Annotated in this window: 22 protein-coding genes; 9 read left to right on the top strand and 13 right to left on the bottom strand. The window is 73.4% G+C overall.

Annotated elements, in window-relative coordinates:
* Positions 1–14 precede the first annotated feature (14 nt).
* The 3 genes from ABD296_RS15365 to ABD296_RS15355 all read left to right on the top strand — a co-directional run bounded on the left by ABD296_RS15365 (position 15) and on the right by ABD296_RS15355 (position 2,634).
* Positions 15–467: a VOC family protein gene (locus tag ABD296_RS15365; protein ID WP_344266919.1), complete on the top strand. Its 453-nt coding sequence runs from the start codon at positions 15–17 to the stop codon at positions 465–467.
* 239 nt (positions 468–706) lie between these two features.
* Positions 707–1,309 (top strand): DUF3887 domain-containing protein, encoded by a 603-nt coding sequence (locus ABD296_RS15360; protein WP_344266916.1) that lies wholly within the window; start codon positions 707–709, stop codon positions 1,307–1,309.
* Positions 1,306–2,634, top strand: a complete 1,329-nt coding sequence (locus tag ABD296_RS15355; protein WP_344266913.1) for a serine hydrolase — start codon at positions 1,306–1,308, stop codon at positions 2,632–2,634. Before ABD296_RS15360 ends, ABD296_RS15355 begins: the two co-directional genes overlap by 4 nt.
* A gap of 16 nt (positions 2,635–2,650) precedes the next feature.
* On the opposite strand, the gene ABD296_RS15350 is transcribed toward ABD296_RS15355, so the two are convergent.
* On the bottom strand, positions 2,651–5,119 hold the full coding sequence (locus ABD296_RS15350; protein WP_344266910.1) for a tetratricopeptide repeat protein: 2,469 nt from the start codon (positions 5,117–5,119) through the stop codon (positions 2,651–2,653).
* Between the two features lie 53 nt (positions 5,120–5,172).
* Positions 5,173–5,790, bottom strand: coding sequence for a CHAT domain-containing protein (locus ABD296_RS15345; RefSeq protein WP_344266907.1), 618 nt, complete (start codon positions 5,788–5,790; stop codon positions 5,173–5,175).
* 180 nt (positions 5,791–5,970) lie between these two features.
* Here ABD296_RS15345 and dapD point away from each other — a divergent pair, with 180 nt between their 5' ends.
* Together dapD and ABD296_RS15335 are read left to right on the top strand one after the other, a co-directional pair.
* Positions 5,971–6,945 carry a 2,3,4,5-tetrahydropyridine-2,6-dicarboxylate N-succinyltransferase gene (dapD, locus tag ABD296_RS15340; RefSeq protein ID WP_344266904.1) on the top strand — a complete coding sequence of 325 codons (975 nt, stop codon included), beginning with the start codon at positions 5,971–5,973 and terminating at the stop codon, positions 6,943–6,945.
* A gap of 140 nt (positions 6,946–7,085) precedes the next feature.
* Positions 7,086–7,445, top strand: coding sequence for a hypothetical protein (locus ABD296_RS15335; protein ID WP_344266901.1), 360 nt, complete (start codon positions 7,086–7,088; stop codon positions 7,443–7,445).
* 24 nt (positions 7,446–7,469) lie between these two features.
* Here ABD296_RS15335 and ABD296_RS15330 read toward each other — a convergent pair whose 3' ends face one another.
* The 6 genes from ABD296_RS15330 to ABD296_RS15305 all read right to left on the bottom strand — a co-directional run bounded on the left by ABD296_RS15330 (position 7,470) and on the right by ABD296_RS15305 (position 14,406).
* On the bottom strand, positions 7,470–9,098 hold the full coding sequence (locus ABD296_RS15330; protein WP_344266898.1) for a CocE/NonD family hydrolase: 1,629 nt from the start codon (positions 9,096–9,098) through the stop codon (positions 7,470–7,472).
* Positions 9,099–9,163: 65 nt separating this feature from the next.
* On the bottom strand, positions 9,164–9,985 hold the full coding sequence (locus ABD296_RS15325) for an ABC transporter ATP-binding protein (protein WP_344266894.1): 822 nt from the start codon (positions 9,983–9,985) through the stop codon (positions 9,164–9,166).
* Positions 9,982–10,965, bottom strand: a complete 984-nt coding sequence (locus ABD296_RS15320; protein ID WP_344266891.1) for an ABC transporter ATP-binding protein — start codon at positions 10,963–10,965, stop codon at positions 9,982–9,984. Before ABD296_RS15320 ends, ABD296_RS15325 begins: the two co-directional genes overlap by 4 nt.
* Positions 10,962–11,831, bottom strand: coding sequence for an ABC transporter permease (locus tag ABD296_RS15315; protein ID WP_344266889.1), 870 nt, complete (start codon positions 11,829–11,831; stop codon positions 10,962–10,964). Before ABD296_RS15315 ends, ABD296_RS15320 begins: the two co-directional genes overlap by 4 nt.
* A complete protein-coding gene (locus ABD296_RS15310) occupies positions 11,828–12,790 on the bottom strand; it encodes an ABC transporter permease (protein WP_344266887.1) in 963 nt (320 codons plus the stop codon). The genes ABD296_RS15315 and ABD296_RS15310 overlap by 4 nt, the downstream gene beginning before the upstream one ends.
* The gene (locus ABD296_RS15305; protein WP_344266884.1) at positions 12,790–14,406 is read right to left on the bottom strand and encodes an ABC transporter substrate-binding protein; all 1,617 of its coding nucleotides are present in this window, start codon (positions 14,404–14,406) and stop codon (positions 12,790–12,792) included. Before ABD296_RS15305 ends, ABD296_RS15310 begins: the two co-directional genes overlap by 1 nt.
* 276 nt (positions 14,407–14,682) lie before the next feature.
* Here ABD296_RS15305 and ABD296_RS15300 point away from each other — a divergent pair, with 276 nt between their 5' ends.
* Positions 14,683–15,309 (top strand): TetR/AcrR family transcriptional regulator, encoded by a 627-nt coding sequence (locus tag ABD296_RS15300; RefSeq protein WP_344266881.1) that lies wholly within the window; start codon positions 14,683–14,685, stop codon positions 15,307–15,309.
* A 42-nt stretch (positions 15,310–15,351) separates the two neighbouring features.
* Here the strand turns inward: ABD296_RS15300 and ABD296_RS15295 are convergent, their stop codons facing one another.
* Positions 15,352–15,927 (bottom strand): TetR/AcrR family transcriptional regulator, encoded by a 576-nt coding sequence (locus ABD296_RS15295; RefSeq protein WP_344266878.1) that lies wholly within the window; start codon positions 15,925–15,927, stop codon positions 15,352–15,354.
* Positions 15,928–16,084: 157 nt separating this feature from the next.
* On the opposite strand from ABD296_RS15295, the gene ABD296_RS15290 reads away from it, so the two are divergent.
* The 3 genes from ABD296_RS15290 (at position 16,085) to ABD296_RS15280 (ending at position 19,522) form a co-directional block, all read left to right on the top strand.
* A complete protein-coding gene (locus ABD296_RS15290) occupies positions 16,085–17,506 on the top strand; it encodes an amidase (protein WP_344266875.1) in 1,422 nt (473 codons plus the stop codon).
* A gap of 55 nt (positions 17,507–17,561) precedes the next feature.
* Positions 17,562–18,032, top strand: coding sequence for an Lrp/AsnC family transcriptional regulator (locus ABD296_RS15285; RefSeq protein ID WP_344266872.1), 471 nt, complete (start codon positions 17,562–17,564; stop codon positions 18,030–18,032).
* A 77-nt stretch (positions 18,033–18,109) separates the two neighbouring features.
* The gene (locus ABD296_RS15280) at positions 18,110–19,522 is read left to right on the top strand and encodes an NAD(P)/FAD-dependent oxidoreductase (RefSeq protein WP_344266869.1); all 1,413 of its coding nucleotides are present in this window, start codon (positions 18,110–18,112) and stop codon (positions 19,520–19,522) included.
* 27 nt (positions 19,523–19,549) lie between these two features.
* Here the strand turns inward: ABD296_RS15280 and ABD296_RS15275 are convergent, their stop codons facing one another.
* The 4 genes from ABD296_RS15275 to ABD296_RS15260 all read right to left on the bottom strand — a co-directional run bounded on the left by ABD296_RS15275 (position 19,550) and on the right by ABD296_RS15260 (position 24,640).
* Positions 19,550–20,161: an SMI1/KNR4 family protein gene (locus ABD296_RS15275; RefSeq protein ID WP_344266866.1), complete on the bottom strand. Its 612-nt coding sequence runs from the start codon at positions 20,159–20,161 to the stop codon at positions 19,550–19,552.
* A gap of 106 nt (positions 20,162–20,267) precedes the next feature.
* Positions 20,268–22,787, bottom strand: coding sequence for an ABC transporter permease (locus ABD296_RS15270; protein ID WP_344266863.1), 2,520 nt, complete (start codon positions 22,785–22,787; stop codon positions 20,268–20,270).
* Between the two features lie 3 nt (positions 22,788–22,790).
* Positions 22,791–23,558 carry an ABC transporter ATP-binding protein gene (locus ABD296_RS15265; protein WP_407061477.1) on the bottom strand — a complete coding sequence of 256 codons (768 nt, stop codon included), beginning with the start codon at positions 23,556–23,558 and terminating at the stop codon, positions 22,791–22,793.
* A 530-nt stretch (positions 23,559–24,088) separates the two neighbouring features.
* Positions 24,089–24,640 (bottom strand): hypothetical protein, encoded by a 552-nt coding sequence (locus tag ABD296_RS15260; protein WP_344266857.1) that lies wholly within the window; start codon positions 24,638–24,640, stop codon positions 24,089–24,091.
* Between the last annotated feature and the right edge of the window lie 272 nt (positions 24,641–24,912).

Below are 24,912 nucleotides of genomic sequence, written 5' to 3'. Positions count from 1 at the left end.
GCGGTGCGCACGCGATGACCGGTTTCTACCACGTCTGTTTCACCGTTCCGGATCTCGATGCGGCGATGCGCGACCTCGCGGCCGCCACCGGGACGGGGTGGCGCGAGCCCGTGGACGGGCGGATCGGGGAATGGGACTACCGCATCGTCTTCTCCGACGGGCCGCCGTTCATCGAGCTGATCCAGGCTCCGCCCGGCGGACCCTGGGGCGACACCGTCCGGCCCGGCTTCCACCACCTCGGTTACTGGACCACCGACCTCGCCGCCGGGACGGCGCGGCTGGCCGCCGGCGGGCTCCCCGAGACGTTCTCGGGCTGCCCCTACGGCCGCCCGTTCGCCTACCACCGCGTCGACTCGATCGGCGCCCACGTCGAGCTGGTCGATCGGAGCGTCCAGGCGTCCTTCCTGGAGACCTGGCACCCGGGCGGGCCGTCGATGCCCGCGATCGACGAGGAGGCACGCCCCTAAAACGTGCTATTTTCGTGCCAGAGTGATGGCACGGAAAGGTGGACGGCGCGATGGGCGGCACGTGCGAGTTCTGCGGCAAGGCTCTGCCGAGGCGTGACGGGCCTGGGCGGACGCGAAGGTTCTGCAACGCCACGTGCCGGAGTGCGGCGCGCAGAGCGCGGGCCGAAAAGCGTGCCGACGTGGCGCGCAACGTAAATATCGACTTGACGTTGGTCGAGGGCGATGGCAGCGTGGGCCACATGCCCGAGATGTCCGGCACGCTGGCCGACGCGGCGGAACGGCTCGCCGCCTCCGCGTCGGCGTCCGCGTCGGCGTCCGCGCCGATGGACGCCGTGGCCGCCGCCGCCGAGGTGACCCGCCGGGCCGACGACCTGCTCCGCCGCGCCGTCGAGACGGCACGCGCCGCCGGGCGCACCTGGCAGGAGATCGGCGACGTGCTCGGCACCACCCGGCAGGCCGCGTTCCAGCGTTTCGGGCGCCCGGCCGACCCGAGAACCGGCGCCCCCATGGCCGCCAACGTGCTGCCGGAGGCCGCCCGCCGCGCCGTCGCCGTGCTGGCCGACCTCGCGGCCGGCGACTGGGAGGCGGCCCGCCGCGACTTCGACGACACCATGCGCGACGCCATCGGCACCGACCGGCTCGCGTCCGTCTGGGCGCAGGTCATCGGCACCGTCGGCGCGTACGAGCGGATGGGCGCCCCCGTCGTCCACCAGGCCGGCGACCACACGGTCGTCGACGTCGTGCTCTTCTTCGAGGCCGGCGAGATGACCGGAAAGGTCGCCTACTCCCGCGACGCCAAGGTCGCGGGCCTGTACATCACTCCCCCCGGAAAGGCCCCATGAACACCGCCACCCGGCTCCTCGCCCTGGCCACCGCACTGGTCACCGGCGCCACGGCCTGCAGCACCTCCGTCCCCGCCGAGCACACCGCCGCCCGCGAGACGGCGGCCGTCCCCACCGCCGGCGACCAGCTGGACTGGATCGTCTCCGCGTCCCGGCACCTGCCGATCAGCGACGCGGACGCCAAGGCCCACGTCGCGGCGTCCTCCCTCACCGCGCTCGGCGGCGCCGCCGGGCTCTCGAAGGCGCTGGCCCAGAGCGGCCCGCTCACCGCGCAGGAGCCCGCCAAGTCGTCCAAGACGCAGGCGATCGGCTGGTTCACCGGCGCGCACCGCTCCTCGCTCCTCGTCACCGTCGCGACCGGCGCGTCCGGCCTGATCACCGGCCTCTACCTCACCGGGCAGCCCGGATCCTGGAAGGAGCTGGACGCCGAACTGCGCCGGCTCGCGCCCCGCGCCTCCTTCGCCACGTTCGAGATCGGGGCCGGCGGGCGCTGCCGCGTCGTCCACGGCATGCACGCGGACACACCGCGCCCGCTCGGCTCGGCGTTCAAGCTCTACGTGCTGGGCGCGCTGTCCGACGCCGTCGCGCGCGGCAAGGTCTCGTGGAACACCACCATGCCCATCAAGGACGCCTGGAAGAGCCTCCCGTCCGGGACCCTCCAGAACAAGCCGGCCGGCACGACGCTGACCCTCGGCCAGTACGCCGACTACATGATCTCGATCAGCGACAACACCGCCGCCGACCACCTCATTCACCGCCTCGGACGCGCCGCCGTCGAGGCCGAGTTGACCCGGCTCGGCAACCGGCACCAGCGAGGCGACCACCCGTTCCTCACGACCCGGCAGATGTTCGCCCTCAAGGGCGCCGGGTATCCGGCGCGCGCCGACCGCTACCTGGCCCTGCCGCAGCGCAAGCGCGCCGCCGCGCTGCCGGGCCTCGACGCCGTCCCGCTCTCGCAGATCACCCCGTGGCAGCAGCCGCGCGACATCGACTCCATCGAATGGTTCGCCGCCCCGACCGACATGTGCGCGGCGCTCGACGGCCTCGATGACCGGTCCGCCCGGCCCGGCCAGCCCGGCGTCGGCGAGGCGCTGTCCATCAACGACGGCGGCATCGGCCTGGACCGCGCGGCCTACCCGAAGGTCTGGTTCAAGGGCGGCAGCGAACCCGGCGTCGTCACGCTGAACTACCTGGCCCGGACGTCCCGCGGCCGGACGATCGTCACCAGCGTGATGCTGTCCGACCCGAAGACGGCGTTCACGGGCACCATCGACCTGGACGCCCTCGCCGTGGCCCGCGCCGGCGTCCAACTCGCCGCCCGCTGACCCCGGCCGCTCCAGCTCAGCCGCCGTCCCGCCGCCGTCTCGCCCGCTCGGCCCAGTAGGCGAGACGGCGGCGGGCCGTCACCGTCTCGGAGTGATCGGCCCCCAGCACGCGCTCCAGGACCGGCACCAGCTCCGCATACCGGTCGCGGGCGGTCACCGGGTCCCCGGCCTTGCCCGTCCAATGGGCGAGGTTGCTCCGCGTGGCCAGCGTGTTGCGGTGCTCCGAACCCAGCACCCGTTCGCGGACGGGCAGCAACGCCGCGCCCATTTCGCGGGCCGTCACGGCGTCCCCGGCCTCGGCCGTCCAAAAGGCGAGGTTCGCTCGCGTGAGCAGCGTTTCGGGATGCTCGGCCCCCTGCGCCCGCGCGCGCAGAGGCAGCAACGCCGCGTAAAGGTCCCTCGCGGCAGCGGCGTCCCCGGCCTTGCCCGTCCACGAGGCGGCGCCGGCGCGAGCGCTCAACGTGTTGAGATGCAGCGGGCCCAGCACCCGCTCGATGACCGGCGGCAACGCCGCGTAAAGGTCCCTGGCGGCAGCGGCGTCCCCAGCCTTGCCCGTCCAGTAGGCGAGGTTCGCCCACGTGGTCAGCGTGGCGGGATGCTCGGCCCCCTGGACCCGCTCGCGCAGGGGCAGCAACTCCGCGTAACCGTCTCTGGCGGCAGCGGCGTCGCCGGCCACGCCCGCCAACGAGGCGACACCGGCGCGAGCGCTCAACGTGCTGGGATGCTCCGGGCCCAGCACCCGCTCGCGGACGGACAGCAACTCGAGGGAAAGGTCCCGGGCGGCAGCGGCGTCCCCCGCCTCACCCGTCCAGTAGGCGAAGTTGGCCCGCGTGGTCAACGTGTCGGGATGCTCGGCGCCCAGCACCCGCTCACTGACCGGCAGCAACTCCGCATAGAGATCCCTGGCGGCCTCGACGTCCCCGGCCTCGCCCGTCCACGAGGCGAGGTTGGACCGGACGGTCAGCGTGCGAGGATGCTCCGCGCCCAGCACGCGCTCCATGACCGGCAGCAACTCCGCGCATATGTCCCTGGCCGTCACGGCGTCCCCGGCCTCACCGGTCCAGCGTGCGAGGTTCCCGCGCGTCACCAGCACGCTCGGATGCTCGGCGCCCAGGACCCGCGCCCGGACCGGGAGCAGCGCGGCGTACATGTCACGGGCGCCCGCGGCGTCACCGGCGGCGCCCGTCGCGTAGGCGAGGTTGCCGCGCGCGAGCAGCGTCCTCGGATGCTCCGGGCCGTGGACCCGCTCCGACGCGGCCGCGGAGAGCCGTTGCAGCTCAAGGCCGGCGCGGTGGTTCCCGCTGGCGGACAGGTAGTCGAGCACGGCGTCCATGGCGCCGGAGGCCGGGTCCAGTACCTCGCGGGCGTGCGGGAGGAGGTCGGCCCATCTGGGCCACGTCCCGATCGTCTTGTGGCCGTCCGGGAGGGCCTTTCGGGTCAGTTCGGCGGCCACGGCCCTGTCGTGCTCGCGGTCGGAGTCGGTGAGGGCCGCGCGGGTCACGGCCTGGACGAGGCGGTGCACGCTGACGTACCGCTGGTCGGCCGACAGCTCGATCATGCTGTAGGACGCCAGCGCCGCGAGCGCCTCCCCCACCTCGACGGGCTCGGTGCCGGGGAGGCCGTAGAGGACGTCGCACGGGAGGCGGTCGGAGGCGAAGCACGCCAGCAGCCGCATCACCTGCCCCGCCAGCGGGTGCTCGTCCCGGACCCGGTCCATGGTCACCGACCAGACGGCGGCCACCACCTGCTGGTCGCTGCGGCGCCGGCCGAACCCGTGCGGCGGCCGGGCGCTCACCGCCCAGTGCGCCGACTCCCGCAGCTTGTCGACGTAGGTCCGGACGGTCATGCCGGGGACTGCGGCGATGTAGGCGCCCGCCTGCCGCAGCGCCAGCGGGAGCCCGCCCAGCTCCTCGGCCAGATCCTCGGCGCTGCCGGCCGGGCCGGTGAGGGTCTCCAGCAGGTCGACCGCGTCGTCGTGGCGCAGCACCGGCAGCCGCAGGACCGTGCCGATGGCGTCCCAGCCGACGGCGCGGCGGCTGGTCACCAGGACATGGCCTTCCGCCAACCGGCCCAGCAGCGGTTCCAGGTCGTTGACGTCCTCGGCGTTGTCGAACACCACGAGCCACCGGTTGTGGGCGGCAAGCCATGCCAGTGCCCATGCCGCCGCCTCCGGCGCGGGCGCCTGCGCCGCGGCCGCCGACGCGATCGGCGCGCACAGCGCCCGGCACAGGTCCGCCAGCCCGGCCTGGACGTCGTCGGCGGTCTCGGCGAGCACCCACCACACCAGGTCGTAGTCACCGCGATGGCGGTCGGCGTACTGCAGCGCCAGCTCGCTCTTGCCGATCCCGCCGAGGCCCACCACCGCCTGCGCGATCACCCCCGGCCCGTCGCGCACCGTGGCGCGCAGGCCGTCGAGGACCTCGTCGCGGCCGACGAACACCGGTGACGGCAGCCGCGGCAGCTTCACCGCCCCGTCCGCTGGCACCCGCGCCACCGCAGGCAGCACGGGTGGGGTGCCCAGGAAAGCGCCGGACCCGGTCAGGCTCGTGTCGGGTCCGGCGTCGAAGGGTCCGGCGGCACCGCGAGGACGGCCTCGCCCGGATCGACTCCGGGCGCGCACTCCAGCACCGGCAGGTCGGCGTCCGGCAGCCCCTGGCCCGCGAGCTGCACCTTGGCGAGCTTGAACGCGGCCCGCACCGACTGGCCGTCGGCCAGCGCCGCGTAGAAGCGGGACGCGAACGCAATCGCGGCCGGGTCGCCGATGCTGCCGCGCATCCCCACCGCGAGCGGCACCACCCGCACGAGCCGTTCGAGCTGGGCGTGGGTCCTGCAGGCGTTCAGCACCACAAGCCGCGGCTTGACGTCCACCGCGTCCAGCGCGTCCGCGATGACCTCGACCGGGAGCCGGTGCGCGGGGCCGCGGCGTTCCGCGCCGGTGTCGAACTCCAGGCCGTCCTCTTCGCCGTGGCCGGAGAAGCTCACCACGTGCGGAACCACGCTGGTCAGGCCGTCCAGGAACCGGTCCAGGGTCGCCGCCGGCCGGTGCTCGATCCGCACCCGGTCCCGGTGCACCGCCGCGCGCACCGCCTCCTGGACGCGGCCGACCTCCTCGTCCACCCGCAGGTCCCCGCGCGCGGACGCCGTCAGATACAGCACCCGCAACCCTTCCGGACGCGGATCACCCCAGTCGCCCGCCATCCACCGACCTCCCGCCGAAACCACCGCCGCCGACGCACCGCCAACACCCCACCACACTCCGGCACCGTCCACCACCGCCACCGCGAACCCCTGGACCGCCTGACCGGGGCCACCGGCCGTGCCGTTACCGTGTGCGGCATGAGTGACGCGGGATTCGTGACGGACGGAGCGGCCGGCGACGGCATCGCCACGATCGCGGACGACGGGACGGTGCTCGACACCTGGTTCCCGGCGCCGCGGATCGCGGGGGACGCCGGCCAGGGCTCGCGGCGGCTGTCCGCCGACGAGGCCGAGGCGGCGTTCGGGGAGCACCTCCCCCTCGGCCGCGACGAGGCGCGGCGGGTCGAGACGGTCGCGGTGCGGACGGAGATCGGGTCCCTGGCCGGCGCGCCGGTGGACGCGCACGACGTCTACCTCCGGCTGCACCTGCTGTCGGCGCGGCTCGTCCGGCCCCATCAGGTGAACCTGGACGGGGTCTTCGGCCTGCTGGCGACGGTGGTGTGGACGAGCGCCGGGCCGTGCGCGGTGGACGGCTTCGAGCGGGTCCGGACGGCGCTGCGGGCGCGCGGGCCGGTCTCGGTCGACGGGCTCGACAAGTTCCCGCGGATGACCGACTACGTCGTGCCGTCCGGTGTGCGGATCGCCGACGCCTCCCGCGTGCGCCTCGGCGCGCACCTGGCGCCCGGCACCACCGTGATGCACGAGGGCTTCGTCAACTTCAACGCGGGCACCCTCGGCGCGTCCATGATCGAGGGGCGGGTGTCCGCGGGCGTCGTGATCGGCGCGGACTCCGACGTGGGCGGCGGCGCGTCGATCATGGGGACGCTGTCGGGCGGCGGGCGGCAGGTCATCTCGATCGGCGAGCGCTGCCTGCTCGGCGCCAACTCCGGCGTCGGCATCTCGCTCGGCGACGACTGCGTCGTCGAGGCGGGCCTCTACGTCACCGCGGGCACGAAGGTCGCGCTCGCGGGCTCCGGCCCGGTCAAGGCGGCGGAGCTGTCGGGCCGCTCCGGGCTGCTGCTGCGCCGCAACTCCACGACGGGCGCGGTGGAGGCCCTCCCCCGCCGCGGCGAGGGCGTCGAGCTCAACACCGCGCTCCACACCAACAACTGAGCCCCGGCCGCCCGGCGCGGCCCGCCCGGCAGGGCGGGCCCGCCCGGCAGGGCGGGCCCGCCCGGCAGCGCGCCGCGGATTTCCAGCGCCCCTGTGCGGGCGGCGGGACGGCGTGGTGCACTGGGGTGGTGAGCGATCCGATGACCGTTGCCATCGCCACGGCGATGGCGGGCAAAGCCGTCGAAGTCGCCGGGGAACCGGTGCGCGCCGCGGTCGCCGAGCTGTCCCGGCGCGTCCGCGCGCGGTTCCGGGGACGGGCGGCGGACGAGGACGCCCTGGCCAGGGCCGCCGAGGACGCCGGCGGGATCCCCGCGCTCGAAGGCGCCGTCCGGCGCCTGCTGGACGAGGATCCCGCGCTCCGCGCCGAGCTGGAGGCGATCTGGAACCAGGCCCAGACCCGGGCCGAGGCGTCCGATGACGGCGTCGTCAACGTCTTCAACGGCCGCGCCGAGAAGGTCGTCCAGCTCCGCGACGTCAACGGCGACCTGAACATCAACTGACCGCTCGGCGCGCCGGCGCCCGGCCTACCGGTCCCGGAGCGGGTCGGGGCCGATGCGCAGGCGGGACGGGCGGGCGCCGCCCAGCGCGATCCGCCGGGTCACCGGGCCGCTGGGCAGGGACGCCCACGGGTCGGCGCCCGCCGGGCATTCCGGGACGTACTCGGGGAAGTCGCTGCTCATGACGTCGAGGGCGAGCCGGTGGCCGGCGCGGAGCCGGTAGCCGACGTCCTGGAGGTCGAGGACGGCCGCGTCGTGCGGCGCGTCGAAACGCACCTGGCCTTTGCTGATGAGGTAGGCGGAGCCGTCGGGCGCCATGTCGAGCAGGCGGGCGTGAATGTGCGCGCCGGCCGGTGCCGACAGGTTCACCGACAGGGTCGCGGTGCCGATGAGGTCGGTTTCCTCGCTGGAAGCAGGGCCGGTGAAACGCAGTACGTCGTCGCGTTCTCCGATGGCGCTGAGGTCCGCCCGGTCGAAGAGGGCCGCGAAAGGATTCCCGGACGCCGAGGGGACCAGATCGGACGGGTCGTGCGTCCACTCCGCGCTGCTCTCCCGCTGCGGCGGTTCGGCGGAGAGGCCGTCCGGAGTCAGGAAGTACTCGAATCCCGTCGCCTGGCGGGGCGGCCAGGTCTCGTTCTCCTGCCATTCGCCGTGGCATATCTCGTAGCGGACGCGCGGCTGCGTTTCCAGGGAGTCGTCGAGGACGGCGTCGAAGAATTCGATGGCCGGGTCGAGGTAGCCGGGCAGCATGCGCTCAAGCGCGGCCGGATCGGCGGCGTGGTCGGCGGACGGGGCGACGGGCACGTCGCGCAGGCGGTAGTTCTCGTGGTCGATGGCCTCCATCCGCAGGTACAGGCAGGACGACCAGCCCGGGTCGCGGGACAGGGCGCGGACGTCGTGCCACGACCAGATGGCGCAGTTGTCGAACCAGCCGATCGTGTAGAGGGCCGGGACGGGACGGCTCTCCACCAGCGCCTTCAGCGGCGGCGGGACGAACCGGGACCCGCCCGAGAACTCGGCGTCGAAGCAGGCGGAGCGCTTGCCGATCTGCTCGAAGAAGGCGTCGAAGGACGTCCGGAGCGGCCGGCCGTTCCAGTCGGGCTCCCATTCGTAGCGGTCCGCGTCCACGTAGTGGGTGGCGAAGTACATTTTGCGGCTCGTCTGCTCGACGTCGCGCGTGCCGTTGCCGTATTCCAGCACGGTGGACAACTGGGAACCGGTGACGCGGGGCGAGATCGCCCTGAGCGCGGGATGGCCGCCGATCGCGGCGGCGATGGCGGTGTACCCGTAGTAGGAGTCGCCCCACATGACGACATCGCCATTGCACCAGGGCTGTTCGGTGAGCCACTGAATGGTGTCGTAGCCGTCGTCGGGCTCGTGGACGCCGAATTCGGTGGCGCCTTCGGAGCGGTACTTGCCCCGGACGTCCTGGACGACGGCAGTGTAGCCGCGCGCCGAGAAGTAGCGCCCGATCAACGGCATGAAGCAGTAGGCGCCGTCCTTGTCGTAGGGCAGCCGGACGAGTACGACGGGAGCCGGGGAGGATCCGGTGCGGTAGAGGTCGGCGGCCAGCCGGACGCCGTCCCGCATCGGGATCATGACCTGTTCGGCGTCGGCGGGCGCGGCGGCGGGGCCTACCCGCTCGATGTTCAGCACGTGTTCTCCGTGTTCGGTGTCGCCCCGGAGGGGTTCGGTGTCGCCTCGGAGGGCGGGGTGTCGCCTCAGAGGGACGGGTCGAGGGCGCGGCGGTCGCGGGCCACCCGGTCGAGGTCCCAGCCGGGCGCGGGGATCGAGTCGAGCAGCAGGCGGGTGTAGGGGTGCCGCGGGTCGCGCAGGATCTGTTCGGTGCCGCCGCGCTCGACGATGCGGCCGTGCCGCATCACGACGGCGGTGTCGGTGATGTGGCGGACGACGGCGAGGTCGTGGGAGACGAAGACGTAGGCGATGCCGGTGTCGCGGCGCAGCTCGTCCAGCAGGGTGAGGATCTGCGCCTGGATGGACACGTCGAGCGCGGCGACCGCCTCGTCCAGGACGAGGACGCGCGGCCGGATGCCGAGCGCGCGGGCGATCGCGGCGCGCTGCCGCTGGCCGCCGGACAGGTCGCGCGGCGGCGACTCCCCCGCGCGCTCGCTCAGCCCGACCTGGTCGAGCAGTTCGGCGACGCGGGCCTGCCGGTCCCTGGCGGACAGCTCCGGCGAGTGGAGCCGGAGCGGTTCGGCGATGGACTCGGCGATGGTCTGCCGGGGGTCGAAGGAGCCGTACGGGTCCTGGAAGATCATCTGGAGGAGGCCGGCGCGGCGGAGCCGGGCGCGGCGCGAACCGCTCACCACGGGCTCCCCGGCGAGCGTGACGGTGCCGGACGTCGGCTCGTCGAGCCCGGCGAGGATGCGGGCCGTGGTCGTCTTGCCGGACCCGGACTCCCCGACGATCCCGAGGGACGCGCCGGGCATCAGCTCGAAGCCGACGTCGTCCACGGCGGTGAAGTCGCCGAACCGCTTGACCAGCGACGACACGCTCAGCACCGGCTCGTTCCCGGTCGTCATCGCGCCACCTCCCCGGGACGGACGCACGCGACGGCGGACGTCCCGTGCGGGCGGGCGGCGGGCACGGCCTCGGCGCAGTCGTCGCCGGCCAGGGGGCAGCGGTCGCGGAACGCGCAGCCGGACGGCGCCTCGGACAGCGAGCGGGGACGCCCCCTGATCGCCTTGATCGCGGTCCTCTCGCCGTGCACGGACGGGCTCGCCTCCAGCAGCGCCCTGGTGTAGGGGTGCGCGGGCGAGGAGAACAGCGCGGCGCCGGCGGCCTCCTCGACGATCCGCCCGGCGTACATGACGTAGACGCGGTCGCAGATGGCGGCGGCGAGGTCGAGGTCGTGCGTCACGAACAGCATCCCGGTGCCGCGGGTGCGCTGCATGTCCTTCAGCAGCCCGATGACCTCGGCCTGCGTGGTGACGTCGAGCGCGGTCGTGGGCTCGTCCGCGAGCAGCAGGTCCGGTTCGATGGACAGCGCCCCGGCGATGACGACGCGCTGCAGCATGCCGCCGGAGAACTCGTGCGGGTGGCGGCGCAGCGCGCCGCGCGGATCCCGGATGCCGACCTGTTCCAGCAGGCCGAGCGCGGTCGCGGCGGCCTCGCGGGACGGCACGCCGCGGGCGCGCAGCCCTTCGGTGAGGTAGTCGCCGACGCGGCGCACCGGGTTGATCGCCGCCCGCGGGTCCTGGAAGATCATCGACGCGCGGGTGCGGCGCAGGTCGCGCAGCGCGGCGCGTCCGGCGGCGAGCACGTCGACGCCGCCAACCACGACCGACCCGGTGGCCTTCGCGCCGCGCGGGAACATCCCGAGTGCGGCGCGGGCCGTCAGCGACTTGCCGGACCCGGACTCGCCGACCAGCCCGACCGTCTCGCCGCGCCCCACCCGGACGGTGACGCCGTCCAGCAGCGGGAGCGCGCCGATCCCGAGGGTCAGCCCGGCGACGCCGAGGGCGTCCCGGCGCGCCGTCTCCTCCTTCGCGAGCACGGTCATCTCACCTCACTCTGCTTCCTGGAGACGGAGGCTCCGATGTGCTCACCCAGCACGTTGACGCTGACGACGGTCAGCAGCACGGCGAGGCCGGGGATCAGCCCGCTCCACGGCGCGCCCTGCAGGATCGCGCTCTGCGCCTGGCTGATCATCGAGCCCCAGTCGGCGGCGGGCGGGCGGACGCCGAGCCCGAGGTAGGACAGCGACGCCAGGTCGACCATCGCGTAGCCGAACGACAGCGCGCTCTGCGCGAGCAGTACCGGCAGCATGTTCGGCAGCAGGTGCCGGACGGTCACCCACAGCTCACCGAAGCCCATCGCGCGGTAGCTCTCCATGTACGGGCGCGCGCCCTCCTGGATCGCGACGCTCCGCACGACCCGTCCGAGGAAGGGCGTGTAGCTGACGGCGAGCGCGCAGATCGGGGCGGTGAGCCCGGGCCCGAACACCGCCACCACCAGCATCGCCAGCAGCAGGCTCGGGAACGAGAACACGATGTCCATGACGCGGGACAGGACGGCGTCGACCCAGCCGCCGGCGCGGGCGGCCAGCAGCCCGACCGCCGTCCCGAGGACCCCGGACAGCAGCACCACGCCGAGCGGCGCGAGCAGCGACAGCCGCGCCCCGTACATCAGCCGGGACAGCACGTCGCGCCCGGTGGAGTCGGTGCCGAGCAGGTGGCCGGCCGTGCCGGGCGCGGCGAGCGAGTCCAGCAGGCTCGTGGCGTTCGGCGAGTGCGGCGCGAGCAGCGGGGCGAGCGCGCCGGTGACCGCGGCGACCAGCAGGAACGCGATCGCGAGCGAGACGCCGAGCGGGCGGTGCCGGCGCCGCTTCGCGCCGCGCGCCCGCAGCGCGGGGATCGTCAGGGTCATCGGCGCAGGCCTCCCACCGTCACGCGCGGATCGATGAACGGCAGCGCCAGGTCCACCAGCGTGTTCACCACGACGAACAGCAGCACCCCGAACAGCGCGATGCCCTGCACGACCGGGAAGTCCCGCCGGGACACCGACGTGACCAGCAGCGACCCGACGCCGTCCAGGCCGAACGCGGTCTCGACGACGGCGGTGCCGACGAACAGGCTCGCCACCAGCACCCCGATGACCGTGAGCAGCGGCCCGAGGGCGTTGCGGACGACGTGCCGGCGGATCAGCGCGGCCCCGTCCACGCCCCGGCTGCGCGCCGCCTGCACGTGCTCGCGGCCCAGTTCGTCGGCGAACGCCGCGTTGCCGACCCGGGCGAGGACGCCGAACGCCGCGAACGCCATCGCGACGGCGGGCAGCGTCAGGTGCCACAGCCGGTCGGGCAGGCCGGTGCCCGCCCCCGTCGAGGGGAACCAGCCGAGCCCGACCGCGAACACCGACAGCAGCACGATCGCGGCGACGAACGGGGGCGTCGCGGTGGTGAGGGACGCCGCGACGGTCGCGATCCGGTCGACCAGGCCGCCCTTCACCGCCGACACCAGCGCGACCGCCGACCCGACGGCGACGGCGAGGACCGCCGAGTAGGCGATCAGCAGGCCGGACACGCCGAGCCGGCTCCCGATCAGCGACGTCACGCCGGTCTGGTAGGTCAGCGACCTGCCGAGGTCCAGGTGGAGCGCGTCGCCGATCCACGCCGCGTACCCCTGCGCGAACCCCCTGTCGAGCCCGTAGGCGTGCCGCAGCGCGTCGATCTGGTCCGGGGTGAGGCGGCGCCCGGACGTCACCGCCAGCACCGGGTCCCCGGGGACGAGCCGCAGCGCCCCGTAGATCAGGACCGACGCGACCAGGACGGTCAGGACCGCGCCCAGCGCGCGCTTCCCGATCCAGGGCGCGAGTGCTCGGACCGTCATCACTTGCCGCCGAGGGTGGTCGCCCATGGCGTGTACAGGTAGTTCTGCCGCGGGACGAGCCCGGTCAGGGCCGACTTGTAGAAGACGTTGACGTACTGCGTCGCGATCGGGACGTTGACCAGGTCGCGCGCCATGATGGTCTGCGCCTTGGTCACCTCGCGCGCGCGGGCGGCCGGGTCGGCGGTGGCGATCGCGGCCTGGATGGCGGCGTCGTACTCCTTGTTGCTGTACGCCGGGAAGTTGTAGAAGTTCCCGGTCGTGAAGAACTGGTAGTAGGTGAGCGGCTCGGGGAAGTCGAGGTACCCGGTCGACAGGAACAGGTCGACGCCCGCGCGGGCCTGCGGCGAGGAGAACATCGCGCCGTACTGCTCGGCGGTGAGCGGCCTCAGCTGGATGTGCATCCCCGCCTGCGAGGCGGCGTCGGCGATCGCCGTGGCGATCCGCGACTCCTCCTCGATCGCCGTCGTGTACGCCAGGACGATCTTCCCCTTGGCCTTGGGCGCCTTGGCGATGAGCGACTTGGCCTTCTCCAGGTCCTGGGCCGGGGCCGGCAGCTGGTCGTACGCCTGCTGGTAGACGTCCTTGCCGTAGCCCCACGCCGCCGGCGGGACCAGCGCCCGCAGCGGCTGCGCCGCACCCTGGTAGACCGACTTGATGATGCCCTTGTAGTCGATGAGCGCCTGGAGCGCCTGCCGCGCCGCCGGGTCGGACAGCGCGCCGTTCTGGTTCAGCACCGAGATGAACGTGGGCGACAGGCTCTGCCCGAACAGCAGGTGCCCCTTGTCCTTGAGGCGGACGTGCGCGGCGCGCGGGACGTTGAACTGGCCGTCCACGTCCCCGCTGTCCAGCGCCGCCGTCTGCGCGGACGGGTCGGTGATGAACGTGAACTTGACGTTCTTCACCTTCGGCTTCACCCGGGTGTTCCACCAGGCGTCGTTGCGGGTGAGGACGATGTTCTGGCCCTGCGTCCAGCTCGCGAGCTTGTAGGGGCCGGTGCACATCACGCCGCGCCCGGCCGTGCCGAAGCTCTTGCCGGCGGACTCCGCGAACGCCTTCTCCACGACGTCGAACGCGGGCGTGGAGAAGAAGTTCGGGATGAGGACGTCCGGCTTCTTCATCTTGATGGTGATCTCGTGCGAGCCGGTGGCCTCGATGCTCCGCATCCGCTCCGCCCAGCCGATCCAGGAGGAGCCGAGCTTCGGGTCGAGGAGGCGCTTGACGCTGTAGACGACGTCGTCGGGCGTGACGGGCTTGCCGTCCCAGAACTTCACGCCCTCGCGCAGGTGGATGACGTACGTGAGGTCGTCGGGGTGGTCGAACGAGGTGGCGAGGGCCGGTTCGCGCTCGTAGTTCGGCCCGAAGCTGAACAGGCCCTCGCACATGTTCGCCAGCGGTGTGCTGACGGACTCGATCGCCGACTGCGCCGGGTCGAGCGTCGGCGGCTCGCCGGGCGGCAGGTTCCAGGTGACGGTGTCGACGTCGCCGGTCGGGGCCGGCATGGACGTGGTGACGGTCGGGGCGGCCGCCGTCGCGGACCCGCCGCCGTCCGCGCACGCGGCGAGGGTGCAGGAGCCGGCGAGGATCGCGGTGATCGCGGCCAGACGTGAACGTTGCATGGGCGGACCCTTCGGATGGTGGACGGGCCGTGCGCGACGGGCGGACGGACCGGAGAGGACCGGAGAGGATGCGAGAGGACCGAGGAGATCGGAGGGAGCCGGACGGGGAATCGCAGCGTGGTTCTTCTCCGAGTTGATTGTCAATACCGCAAAACAAAACGTCGGGCCGTCGGGCCGGGGACTTCCTCGCTCTCCTTCCGAAGGATCACGGCGCTATCCTTGGCGCGCGTTGAACTTCCGTTCCGCAGAACTACCGCGGCGAAAAAAGGGGGACCGTTGGGACGGCCGAGCCTCGTGGCGGAGCGGCGCGAGCAGATCCTGCGGGCCGCCGCCCGGTCGGTCGCCCGGCACGGCCTGGCGGGGAGCACGCAGGAGCGGATCGCCGCCGCGGCCGGGATGAGCCGCTCCCACGTCCGGCACTACGTGGGCAACCGCGACGAGCTCGTCGACGCGCTGTGGGACCACGTCATCACCCCGTACTTCGCCTCGATGCGGGAGGCGCTGAACGACCGGGAACCCGCCGCGCGGCTGCCCGCGCTGGTGGACTACCTGTTCGGCCCGCAGATGGCGCGCAACGAGGACGACCTCGTCATCGAGGCGCTGATCAGCGGCGCGATGCACGACGTGCGGCTGCGCGGCCGGATCTACGACAGCTACAGCCGACTCGAACGCGAGATCGGCGAGACGATCCGCGCCGCCGTCCCGGGCTGCGGCTCGGCGGAGAGCCTGCAGCTCGCCTACGCCCTGATCTGCATGGCGTTCGGCCACTCCACCCTCGCGCCGCTGCCCTTCCCCGCGACGCGGCAGGCGGGCATGAAGGCGCTCGCCGCGCAGATGCTCGCCGCCCTCGAAGCCGCGCACGCCGCCCCGCCGTCCGATGCCGGGGCGGGGGCGTCGCGGTAGCCGGTTCAGCTCCATCCGTGGCTCCTTGCTCTGGGCCGGTCGCTACGGGCCGGTGGTCAGCAGCCGGACGAGCCGGTCGATGAGGGGGGTCATGCGCTCGCTGTTCCAGCGCTCCGGGTCCTCCAGGCCGGCGACGTAGAAGCCGCGGAACACCAGGTGCAGGACGTCGGCGGCGAACGCGGGGTCGGCGGCGCCCGCGTCGCGCGCGGCGCCGGCCAGCATCTCGTGGTTCTGCCGGCCGTCCTCGTTGAGGGCCTTCAGCGAGTCCGAGCCGGGGCCGCCGCGGCCGAGGATCTCCATGAACAGCCGGCGCAGGACCTCGTCGTCGCCGGTGGTCGAGCACGCCCAGCGGGCCATCGCGAGCAGCCGCCCCGAGGCGTCGGCGCCCTCGACGGCCTGGTCCATCTCGGTGGCCCACCCCCGCATCGCGTGCTCTATGGCGTTCTGCAGCAGGGCCTCCCGGGTGGGCAGGTAGTTGGTGACGAGGGTCGTCGAGCCGCCGATCCGTTTGGCGACGGCCCGGATGGACACGCCGTCGAGGCCGTCCGCCGCCACGATCTCCAGGGTGGCGTCGGCGATGGTCGCGAGGCGCTGGTCGATATCGATCTCCACCGGCATGACGGCAGCGTAACCCCGGGAATCCCGTCATACAACACCGTTGTACATCAGCGTTGCATCACGTACGCTCCTCGCCATCGCCGGTGCTCCGCGCACCACAAAAGGCGGACCACAGGCGCAGCGTCCGCGCGCCGCCAAGACGCCCTTAGGAGCAGGCATGGAACTCTGGCAGTTGCCCGTCACCGAGGTCGCCGCGCTGATCCGCGACCGGAAGGTCTCGGCGGTCGAGGCGGCCGAGTCCTGCCTGGGCCGGGTCGAGGCCGTGAACCCGGAGCTGAACGCGCTCGCCGACGTCCGCCCGGAGGAGACGCTGGCGGACGCGCGCCGCGCGGACGCGGCGGTCGCGGCCGGCGCCGACCTCGGCCCGCTGCACGGCGTCCCGACCTCCACCAAGATCAACACCCCGCAGCGCGGCGCCCTGATGACGCACGGCGTCACCGCCATGGCGGGGATGAGGGCCGCGCAGGACGACGCGTCCGTCGCGGCGCTCCGGTCCGCCGGCGCGGTGTTCCTCGGCCGCAGCAACGCGCCCGCCTTCTCGGTGCGCTGGTTCTCCACGAACGAGCCGCACGGCCGGACGCTCAACCCGTGGAGCGCCGGGCACACCCCCGGCGGCTCCAGCGGCGGCGCCGCCAGCGCGCTCGCCTCCGGCATGACGCCGCTGGCGCAGGGCAACGACATCGGCGGCTCGATCCGCTTCCCCGCCGGCTGCTGCGGCGTGGTCGGCGTCCGCCCGACGGTCGGGCTGATCTCCAACTGGATCGCCCCCGAGGACATGGGGCCGGAGCCGTCCCTCACCGTCCAGGCGTGGGCCGTGCAGGGACCGATGGCGCGGACCGTCGCGGACGCGCGCCTGGCCCTTCGCGCCATGGCGGGCGCCGACCTGCGCGACCCGTTCGGCGTGCCCGCGCTGCCCGAGGCGCCGGCGCCCGGCGACCGGCCGATCCGCGTCGGGGTCGTCCGGGACGTCGGCATCGTCAAGCCGCACCCGGCCGTCGACGCGGCGGTGGACGACGCCGCGCGGTGGCTGGCGGACGCCGGCTACGAGGTCGAGGAGATCGAGCTGCCGCTGCTGGCGGAGGCGGCGCGGCTGTGGTCGCTGCTGCTGTTCGAGGAGATGCGTCCGGGACTGCCCGGGATGCTGGAAATGGCCGACGAGGGGCTGCGCGTCCACATGCGCTACGCCTACGAGTACGCGGCCGGGCTGTGGGGCGAGAAGCCCGACCTCGCGACTTACGTCCAGGGCTGGGCCCGCCGGGCGACACTGATCACCCGGCTCCAGGAACTGCTCGGCACCGGGATGATCCTGCTGACACCCGTCTCGGCCGAGCCGCCCTTCGAGCAGGACGCCGACATCATCGACCCCGAGCGCGGGCGGAACCTCGTCGCGGCGCAGTGGCCGATGACGTCCCTGCCGGTCCTCGGGTTCCCCGGCGTCTCGGTGCCGGCGGCGCTGGCGGACGGCCTGCCGATCGGCGTCCAGCTCATCGGCGGCCGGTTCGCCGAGGACCTCGTCCTCGACGCCGCCCAGGCCGTCGAGGACCGCGCGCCCGACTTCACCGCACCCCTGTCCGCCTGACCCGTCCACCCGCCGCCCGCGCCCGTTCCGCCCGGGGGCTGCGATGATGCGGGCCATGAGCAGGAAGAGCACGGCCGGGCCGGACCTCGACGCCATCTCCTGGCAGATCATCGAGCAGCTGCAGGAGGACGGCCGGCGCTCCTACGGCGCGATCGCGAAGGCGGTCGGCCTGTCGGAGGCCGCCGTCCGGCAGCGGGTGCAGCGGCTGACCGAGGCCGGCGTGATGCAGATCGTCGCCGTCACCGACCCGCTGGTGGTCGGCGGGCACCGGCAGGCGATGGTCGGGGTGAAGGTGGCGGGGCCGTTGGAGCCCGTCGCGTCCGCCCTGTCGGACATGCCGGAGACGATCTACGTCGTGCTCTGCGCGGGCGGCTTCGACATCCTCTGCGAGATCGTCTGCGACGACGACGCGCACCTCGCGGAGGTGCTGGCGAGCCGCATCCGGTCGATCCCGGGGGTGCGGGGCACGGAGACGTTCGTCTACCTCCAGCTCCGCAAGGAGAGCTACCGATGGGGCGCGCACTGACCACTAAATCAGTCGCTCGCCAACATCGACACAACTGGATTAGTGAAATCTCCTGCGAAAGCCGCTAAATTAGTGGCATGTCGCAGGCCATCGCCGCTGATCCCGCACGCGCTCTCGTGCACGCCGAACCCGCCCCCTTCTGGCTGGACGACCCCGCGCGCCCCGCGCCCTTCCCCGCCCTCGCCGGCGAGGAGCACTGCGACCTCGTCGTGGTCGGCGGCGGCTACTGCGGGCTCTGGACCGCGCTGCTGGCCAAGGAGCGCGACCCCGGCCGCGACGTCGTCCTCGTCGAGGCGCGCGAGGTCGGCTGGGCCGCGTCCGGGCGCAACGGCGGGTTCTGCTCGTCCAGCCTCACGCACGGCTTCGGCAACGGCCTCGCCCGCTGGCCCGGCGAGATCGCCGAGCTGGAACGGCTCGGCATGCGGAACCTCGACGAGATCGAGGACGCGATCCGCCGGTACGGCATCGCGTGCGACTGGGAGCGCACCGGCGAGCTGAACGTCGCGACCCGTCCCCACCAGGTCCGCGAGCTGCACGAGGAGGCCGAGGCCGCACGCCGCTTCGGCCGCTCCCCGGAGCTCCTCGACGCCGAGCAGGTCAGGGCCGAGGTGGCGTCCCCGACCTACCTCGCCGGGCTGCTCGACCGGGACGGCACCGCGCTGGTCGACCCGGCGCGGCTCGCCTGGGGGCTGCGGGACGCCTGCGTCCGGCTCGGCGTCCGCATCTTCGAGCGCACCCCCGCCACGTCGCTGGCCCGGCGCGGCTCCTCCATGGTCGTCACCACCGGCTACGGACGGGTCGTGGCGCGCCGCGTCGCCCTCGCGACGAACGCGTTCCCGTCGCTCGTCCACCGGGTGCGGCCGTACATCGTCCCCGTGTACGACTACGCGATGGTGACCGAGCCGCTGACGGACGCGCAGCTCGACTCCATCGGCTGGCGGAACCGGTACGGCATGTCCGACAGCGGCAGTCAGTTCCACTACTACCGGCTCACCGCCGACAACCGGATCCTGTGGGGCGGCTACGACGCCGTCTACCACTACGGCTCCCGCGTCTCGCCGGACCTCGACCAGCGGCCCGACACCTTCCGCCTGCTCGCCGCGAACTTCTTCCGCACGTTCCCGCAGCTCGAAGACGTCCGGTTCAGCCACACCTGGGGCGGCGTCATCGACACCTGCACCCGGTTCTCCGCCTTCTTCGGCACCGCCGCGCGGGGCCGGGTCGCCTACGCGCTCGGCTTCACCGGCCTCGGCGTCGGCGCCACCCGGTTCGCCGCCCAGGTCACCCTCGACCGGCTCGACGGCCTGGACACCCCGCGCACCCGGCTCGCGATGGTGCGCACCAAGCCCGTCCCGTTCCCGCCCGAGCCCCTGCGCTGGCTCGGCATCGAGCTGACCCGCCGGTCCATGGCCGCCGCCGACCGCAACGGCGGCCGCCGCAACCTGTGGCTGCGCACCATGGACACCCTAGGCCTCGGCTTCGACACCTGACCCGCCCCCGCGCCGGCCGCACCGGGGCTAGTAGGCGGACTCCCATTCCAGCCGTCCCTCGACGACCTGTGGAGTCTCCTGGGTCCTGAGGGGCCGGCCGCCGGTGATCGCGGAGAGCATGTCATCGACCATCGCCGCCAGCGAAGGCCACCTGTCGAACCTGCACCCCTCGTCATCCAGGTGCTGGCCGACCGCATCCGGCCGGGAACCACCGATGATCCACGCGTCTCCGGAAATGGTGTCCGCGAACGGCACGCACCTCCGGTCCCACCATTGGCGACCCCACGTGTCGCGCTGCTCGGCCGGCATACGGTCGAGGATTCCGGTGAGCATCTGATGATGCTGCTCGATCCTGGCCACGGTGAAGAGCGAGGCGCCGTACGGCAAGAACCGCGCCCCCTGCCAGAACTCGCCCTGGGGCCCGGTCTCCGTCGCACCGTTGTGACGCAGCAGCAAAGCCCTCAGCTCGGCGGGGACGACTGTCCCGACCTTCCGGGCGGCGTCATCGACCTGCCGGGGAGAAGCGGGCGGATTCAGCGTCCGGTGACTGGCCGGGGCGTTCTCGGCAAGCCAGTCCTCGAAGCGCTGCCACGAAAGTTCGAATTCACGGTGGGAGGTCACGAGCAGGAATGCTTCCATGCGACTACGACATTCCACGGCGGCTCTTTCGAAGGGCCGGCTCGGTGCCCGTGTTCGCGTTTTCCACGCTCTGCGCGGGCACCGAATCGCCGGCTTGAAGAGGGCCCTACTCGCGGATGCCCATGCCTTCGACGGGCGGGGTGCGCAGCAGGCGGCCGATCGGGATCACCGTGGCGACCAGCGCGAGCGCCGCGGTGCCGGCGACGATCGCGATCCAGCCGGCCGCCGGGACGTACGGGACGCGCTGCCCGGCGACGGCGTTGACGATCGAGGACAGGGTGACCGCCGCGATCGCGCCGCCGATCGCGAGCGCCACCCCCAGCAGCGCGACCTGCTCGGCGTTCGCCATCCGCTTCACCTGGCGGCGCGTCACCCCGACCAGGCGCAGCAGGGACACCTCGCGGGTCCGGGCCAGCGCCGCCATGATCAGGGTGTTGCCGGCCGCGAGGATCGAGTACCCGATCAGCACGGCCACCAGCAGCTTGTTCAGCCACGCGCTGATCGCCAGATCCTTGGCGAGCTCCCCGGTGAGCTGGTCGGTGCCGACGACGGCGCTGCCCGGGTACTCGCCCGCCAGCCTCGTCAGGGCCGCGCCGACGCCGGTGTTCGGCGCGCTGCGGATCAGGACGCGGTCGTCCAGACCGCTCTGGGTGTGGCCGGTGAGCGTCGCGTTGTTCACGGTGACGTCGCCGAAACCGAGGTTCCGCTCGTAGACGGCGACGACCCGCAGCGTGACCGGCGTGCCGTCCCCGAGCCAGAACCGCGCGTTCCCGCCGAGCTTCCAGTGCGCCGACGACGCCTGCGACTCCGACACCGCGACGGTGCCGGGACGCAGGTCCGCGAGGTTCCCAGACCGGACCCGCAGGTCCATGGTCTGGCCGATCCCCTGCGGGTCGACGCCCTGCGCGACGACCGTCTGCCCGTCGCCCATGAACGGGACGATCGCCGACGTCCGGCGCACGCCCGTCGCCGCGACCACCCCCGGGATCCGGCGGGCCTGCGCCGCGGCGGCCGCCGGAAGACCGGCGCCGCCGACGAGCGCGTGCTGCGCGAGCGTGCCGTCACGGCTCTGCACCACCGTCTGCCGCTGCAGGTTGTCCTGCAGGAACCACACCGTCCCGCCGAACCCGACCGACAGGACGAGCGCCGTCAGCACCGCCACCATGCCGCGCGCGTTCGCCCGCAGGTTCGCGGCGGCCAGGTACCCGCTGTCGCCGAAGACGGCCCGCAGGACCGGCGCGAGCGCCCACGCGGTGCCCCAGTTGATCCACGGGGCCAGCAGCGCGATGGCCAGCACGAACGTGTACAGCATCCCCACCGCGGCGCCCATCGCGGTCTCGCCGTTGGCCTGGCCGGTGACGCCGATCAGCGCGACCCCGGCGCCGAGGAGCACGATCCCGGACACGACCCGGACCCTGCCCCCGAGGACCGGCTCCACGGCCGCCTCGCCGAGCGCCTCCGTCGGCCGGATGCGGGTGGTGCGCCGCGCGGCGATCCAGCCGGCGAGCAGCGCCACCGCGGCGACCGCCGCGGTCACCGCGAGCCCCGACAGCGCCCCGCCCTGCACCGTGAACGTGTCCGGGACGAACCCGCGGTCGACGAGCCGGCCCCGCAGCCACGCGGTGACCCCCAGCCCGGACGGGACGCCCACCACCGCGGCGAGCACGGCGAGCAGCCCCACCTCGCCGAGGATCAGCGCCCGCACCTGGCCCGGCGTCGCCGCGATCGCCCGCAGCAGCGCGAAGTCGCGGCGGCGGTGCCGGACCGACAAGCCGACCGTCGCGGCCACCACGAAGACGATGATCAGCGCGGCGTAGCCGCCGAACGCGCCGCCGGCCTGGACCGTCAGGTCCCGCCCGGCCGCCGCCTCCGGCTCCTCGGCCAGTCCGCGCTCGCCCCCCTCGTACGCCTTCGCCCCGGCGGCCTCCGCGATGCGCCGCACCGCGGCGGACACCTCCGACCGGTCCGCGCCCCGCTTCAGCAGCACGCCGATCGCGTCGGCGCGTCCCCGGCGGGGATCGAGCCGTGCCGCCGCCGCGTCGGTGAAGAACATCACCGACCCGCGCACGCCGGACGCCTCGACGACGCCGCTCACCCGGAACCGGTGGACCGTCCCCCCGGTCAGCACCGCCGTGATGGCGCCGGGCCGCAGCCGTCCCGCCGCTGCGAGCCGGCTGTCGACCGCGATCTCACCGTCGGCCCGCGGCGCCGTCCCGGACACCACCCGGTACGGGGCAAGCGCCGCGCTTCCCCAGCCGTGCCCCGTGGTCTCCACCTTCGGCGCCGCCGCCGGCGCCACCGCGATCGAGCGGTCCGCCACCGAGCCCGCGACACCCGGCACCGCGGCGATCCGGCGAACCAGCGCGTCCGGGACGCCGCCGCGCTCGGGCAGCGTCACCGTGCTGGTCTCGGTGTCACCGAACTCCTTGTGCGTGATCGTGAGGTCGCGGTGGGCGACCACGGCGAACGCCTTCGCGTACCGCTGCGTCTCCCCCTCGTAGCGGAGCCCCGACTCCACCAGCAGCCCGCACACCGTGAGGATCATGACGCCCGCGGCGAGCGCGATGAACGTCGCCACGAAATTGCCCTTGCGGAACCGCAGCATCTGCGCGGCCAGTGCGAGCACGCCTCAGCCCTCCCGGCTCGCGGCGGGCTGCCGGCGGCCGAGCATCGCCAGCTGCTCGGCGATCCGCTGGACGCCCGGCTGCGGCATGTCCTGCACGATCCGGCCGTCCGCGAGGACCATCACCCGGTTGGCGTAGGACGCGGCCACCGGATCGTGCGTCACCATGATCACCGTCTGGCCCGCCTGGTCGACCACCGACCGCAGCAGCGCCAGCACCTCCGCCGCCGTCTGGGTGTCCAGCGCGCCGGTCGGCTCGTCGCAGAAGATCACCTCCGGCCGGCTCACCAGCGCCCGGGCGATCGCCACCCGCTGCTGCTGTCCGCCGGACAGCTCCGCCGGCCGGTGCCGGAGCCGGTCGCTCAGCCCGACCCGTCCGATCACCTCCGCGACCCACGCCGGATCCGGGCGGACGCCCGCCAGCCGCGACGGCAGCATGATGTTCTGCTCGACGGTCAGCGCCCCCACCAGGTTGAACGCCTGGAAGATGAAGCCGACCCGGCTGCGGCGCAGCTCGGTCAGCTTCTTCTCCGACATCGCCGACAGGTCGGTGTCCCCGATCCGGACCCGGCCGGAACTCGGCCGGTCCAGGCCCGCCGCGCAGTGCAGCAGCGTGCTCTTGCCGGAACCGGACGGCCCCATCACCGCGGTCATCGTCCCCCTGGCGAACCAGGCGTCGACGTCGGCCAGCGCCACAACGGGCCGCTCACCACCGCCGTACGTCCTACTGACACGTTCGACACTGACGGCGTATGGCGCCGGGGGCATGGACATCGGCTGGTGCCTTCCGGGAGGCTTCGGTTCGGAGGCTCCCGACGCTAGGGAGGTCGCCGACCCGCAACAATGCAGCTAGTGACCCACCCGTGGTAGTGCAGGCTGTACCGTCCGTCGCGAGTGACGGCGTCAGCCGGAGTGACCGGCGCCTTCGACCAGCGCGTCCCGGAGCGACACGGTGACCGCGTGAAGGCAGGCGGCGGAGTCCTTCTTCGTGGACGTCGACCCATCGGTCGAAGGCGTTCTGAAAGGCGACTGAGGCGATCTGCGCCGCCATCCTCGCCCTGCCGGGCTCCGCGCCGCGCTGCCGCAGCACGTCCTCGATCGCACCGGTGACGGCGGCCTGCTTGGTGCGCTCCCGCTCCTGAAGCTCCGAGCTGGAGACGACCACGGCGGGCGCGGCGTTCGGCGGACCGGTCGATCTTCCGTCCTGGACGGACGCGAAAGCGATCCGTGGCCATGGAGGAGGGCCTCATGGGCGCCGCCTTCGTCGCGTCCATCACCGACGCCATCACCACCGGCGGCCGCCGCTACCAGGACGACCGCCAGGTCACCGCCCGCCTCAGCGCCGACCCGCGGGACCTGGCCCTGCCCGACGGCCAGAAGGCGAAGTCCACCGGCGCCCCCTCCGCCGAACTGCTCGCCGCCCAACGCGCCGGCAACGCACCGTCGGTGACCGTGACCACCGGCCTGGCCCCGCCTCGCCCGTCCTGCGGGCCGTACTCCCCATCGCCGGAAAGCTGCTGTCCATCGAGCCCCTCCGACGCTTCGCCGTCCGCCGGCTGGCCGGTACCGAACTCAAGGCCGCGCCCCGTCCCCGCCAGCATTCCTGGGGACACGCGGTCATCACCTGGCCCGACGGCACCCGCCGCGAAAGCTGGCTCCGCACCGACGACGGCACGGACTACACCGCCGCACTCGCCACCGAGGTCGCCGCACGACTCATCCAAGGCGAAGCCCTTCTCCGCTGGTCGGTACACCTTGGCGCTGATCGGGGCGCCCGGCAGTCCGCCGCTCTCGACGGTCAATCCCGCCTTGCTCACCGCGAGCTCGCTGACCAGCGAACGCAGAGAGACGACCACCTCCCTTCTGGCATCCCGCGATGGCCTCCTCCACCAAGCACGCCACCACCTGACGCAAGAAGCGACAGCGCGCAGAATCCAAACTGGGACGTGAGACAAGCCGGGTTTGAAAGGCCGAGGCAGACGGGCCGGAGCGGTACGGGGTGGGGCGGCGTTCGGGTGAGCGGAGAGTGGTGGATCGGCGAGAGATGGACAGGGTGTTGGCGGAGGGGTCGGCCGTGCGGTGGGGTGGCGCTGGCGTACGGGGCCGCCCCTCCAAAGTCAAGGGCGCC

Origin of the sequence: Actinomadura napierensis, from assembly GCF_039529375.1 — a bacterium.
GTDB lineage: Bacteria > Actinomycetota > Actinomycetes > Streptosporangiales > Streptosporangiaceae > Spirillospora > Spirillospora napierensis.
The sequence above is the reverse complement of the archived record's forward strand: the minus strand, read 5'-3'. Positions and strand labels throughout refer to the sequence as shown.

Bases quoted from the DNA above. Each gene is read 5' to 3' on its own strand.
- ABD296_RS15365 (WP_344266919.1), top strand. From the start codon at position 15: ATGACCGGTTTCTACCACGTCTGTTTCACCGTTCCGGATCTCGATGCG.
- ABD296_RS15360 (WP_344266916.1), top strand. From the start codon at position 707: ATGCCCGAGATGTCCGGCACGCTGGCCGACGCGGCGGAACGGCTCGCC.
- ABD296_RS15355 (WP_344266913.1), top strand. From the start codon at position 1,306: ATGAACACCGCCACCCGGCTCCTCGCCCTGGCCACCGCACTGGTCACC.
- dapD (WP_344266904.1), top strand. From the start codon at position 5,971: ATGAGTGACGCGGGATTCGTGACGGACGGAGCGGCCGGCGACGGCATC.
- ABD296_RS15335 (WP_344266901.1), top strand. From the start codon at position 7,086: ATGACCGTTGCCATCGCCACGGCGATGGCGGGCAAAGCCGTCGAAGTC.
- ABD296_RS15325 (WP_344266894.1), bottom strand. From the start codon at position 9,985: ATGACGACCGGGAACGAGCCGGTGCTGAGCGTGTCGTCGCTGGTCAAG.
- ABD296_RS15320 (WP_344266891.1), bottom strand. From the start codon at position 10,965: ATGACCGTGCTCGCGAAGGAGGAGACGGCGCGCCGGGACGCCCTCGGC.
- ABD296_RS15315 (WP_344266889.1), bottom strand. From the start codon at position 11,831: ATGACCCTGACGATCCCCGCGCTGCGGGCGCGCGGCGCGAAGCGGCGC.
- ABD296_RS15310 (WP_344266887.1), bottom strand. From the start codon at position 12,790: ATGACGGTCCGAGCACTCGCGCCCTGGATCGGGAAGCGCGCGCTGGGC.
- ABD296_RS15305 (WP_344266884.1), bottom strand. From the start codon at position 14,406: ATGCAACGTTCACGTCTGGCCGCGATCACCGCGATCCTCGCCGGCTCC.
- ABD296_RS15295 (WP_344266878.1), bottom strand. From the start codon at position 15,927: ATGCCGGTGGAGATCGATATCGACCAGCGCCTCGCGACCATCGCCGAC.
- ABD296_RS15290 (WP_344266875.1), top strand. From the start codon at position 16,085: ATGGAACTCTGGCAGTTGCCCGTCACCGAGGTCGCCGCGCTGATCCGC.
- ABD296_RS15285 (WP_344266872.1), top strand. From the start codon at position 17,562: ATGAGCAGGAAGAGCACGGCCGGGCCGGACCTCGACGCCATCTCCTGG.
- ABD296_RS15280 (WP_344266869.1), top strand. From the start codon at position 18,110: ATGTCGCAGGCCATCGCCGCTGATCCCGCACGCGCTCTCGTGCACGCC.
- ABD296_RS15275 (WP_344266866.1), bottom strand. From the start codon at position 20,161: ATGGAAGCATTCCTGCTCGTGACCTCCCACCGTGAATTCGAACTTTCG.
- ABD296_RS15265 (WP_407061477.1), bottom strand. From the start codon at position 23,558: ATGTCCATGCCCCCGGCGCCATACGCCGTCAGTGTCGAACGTGTCAGT.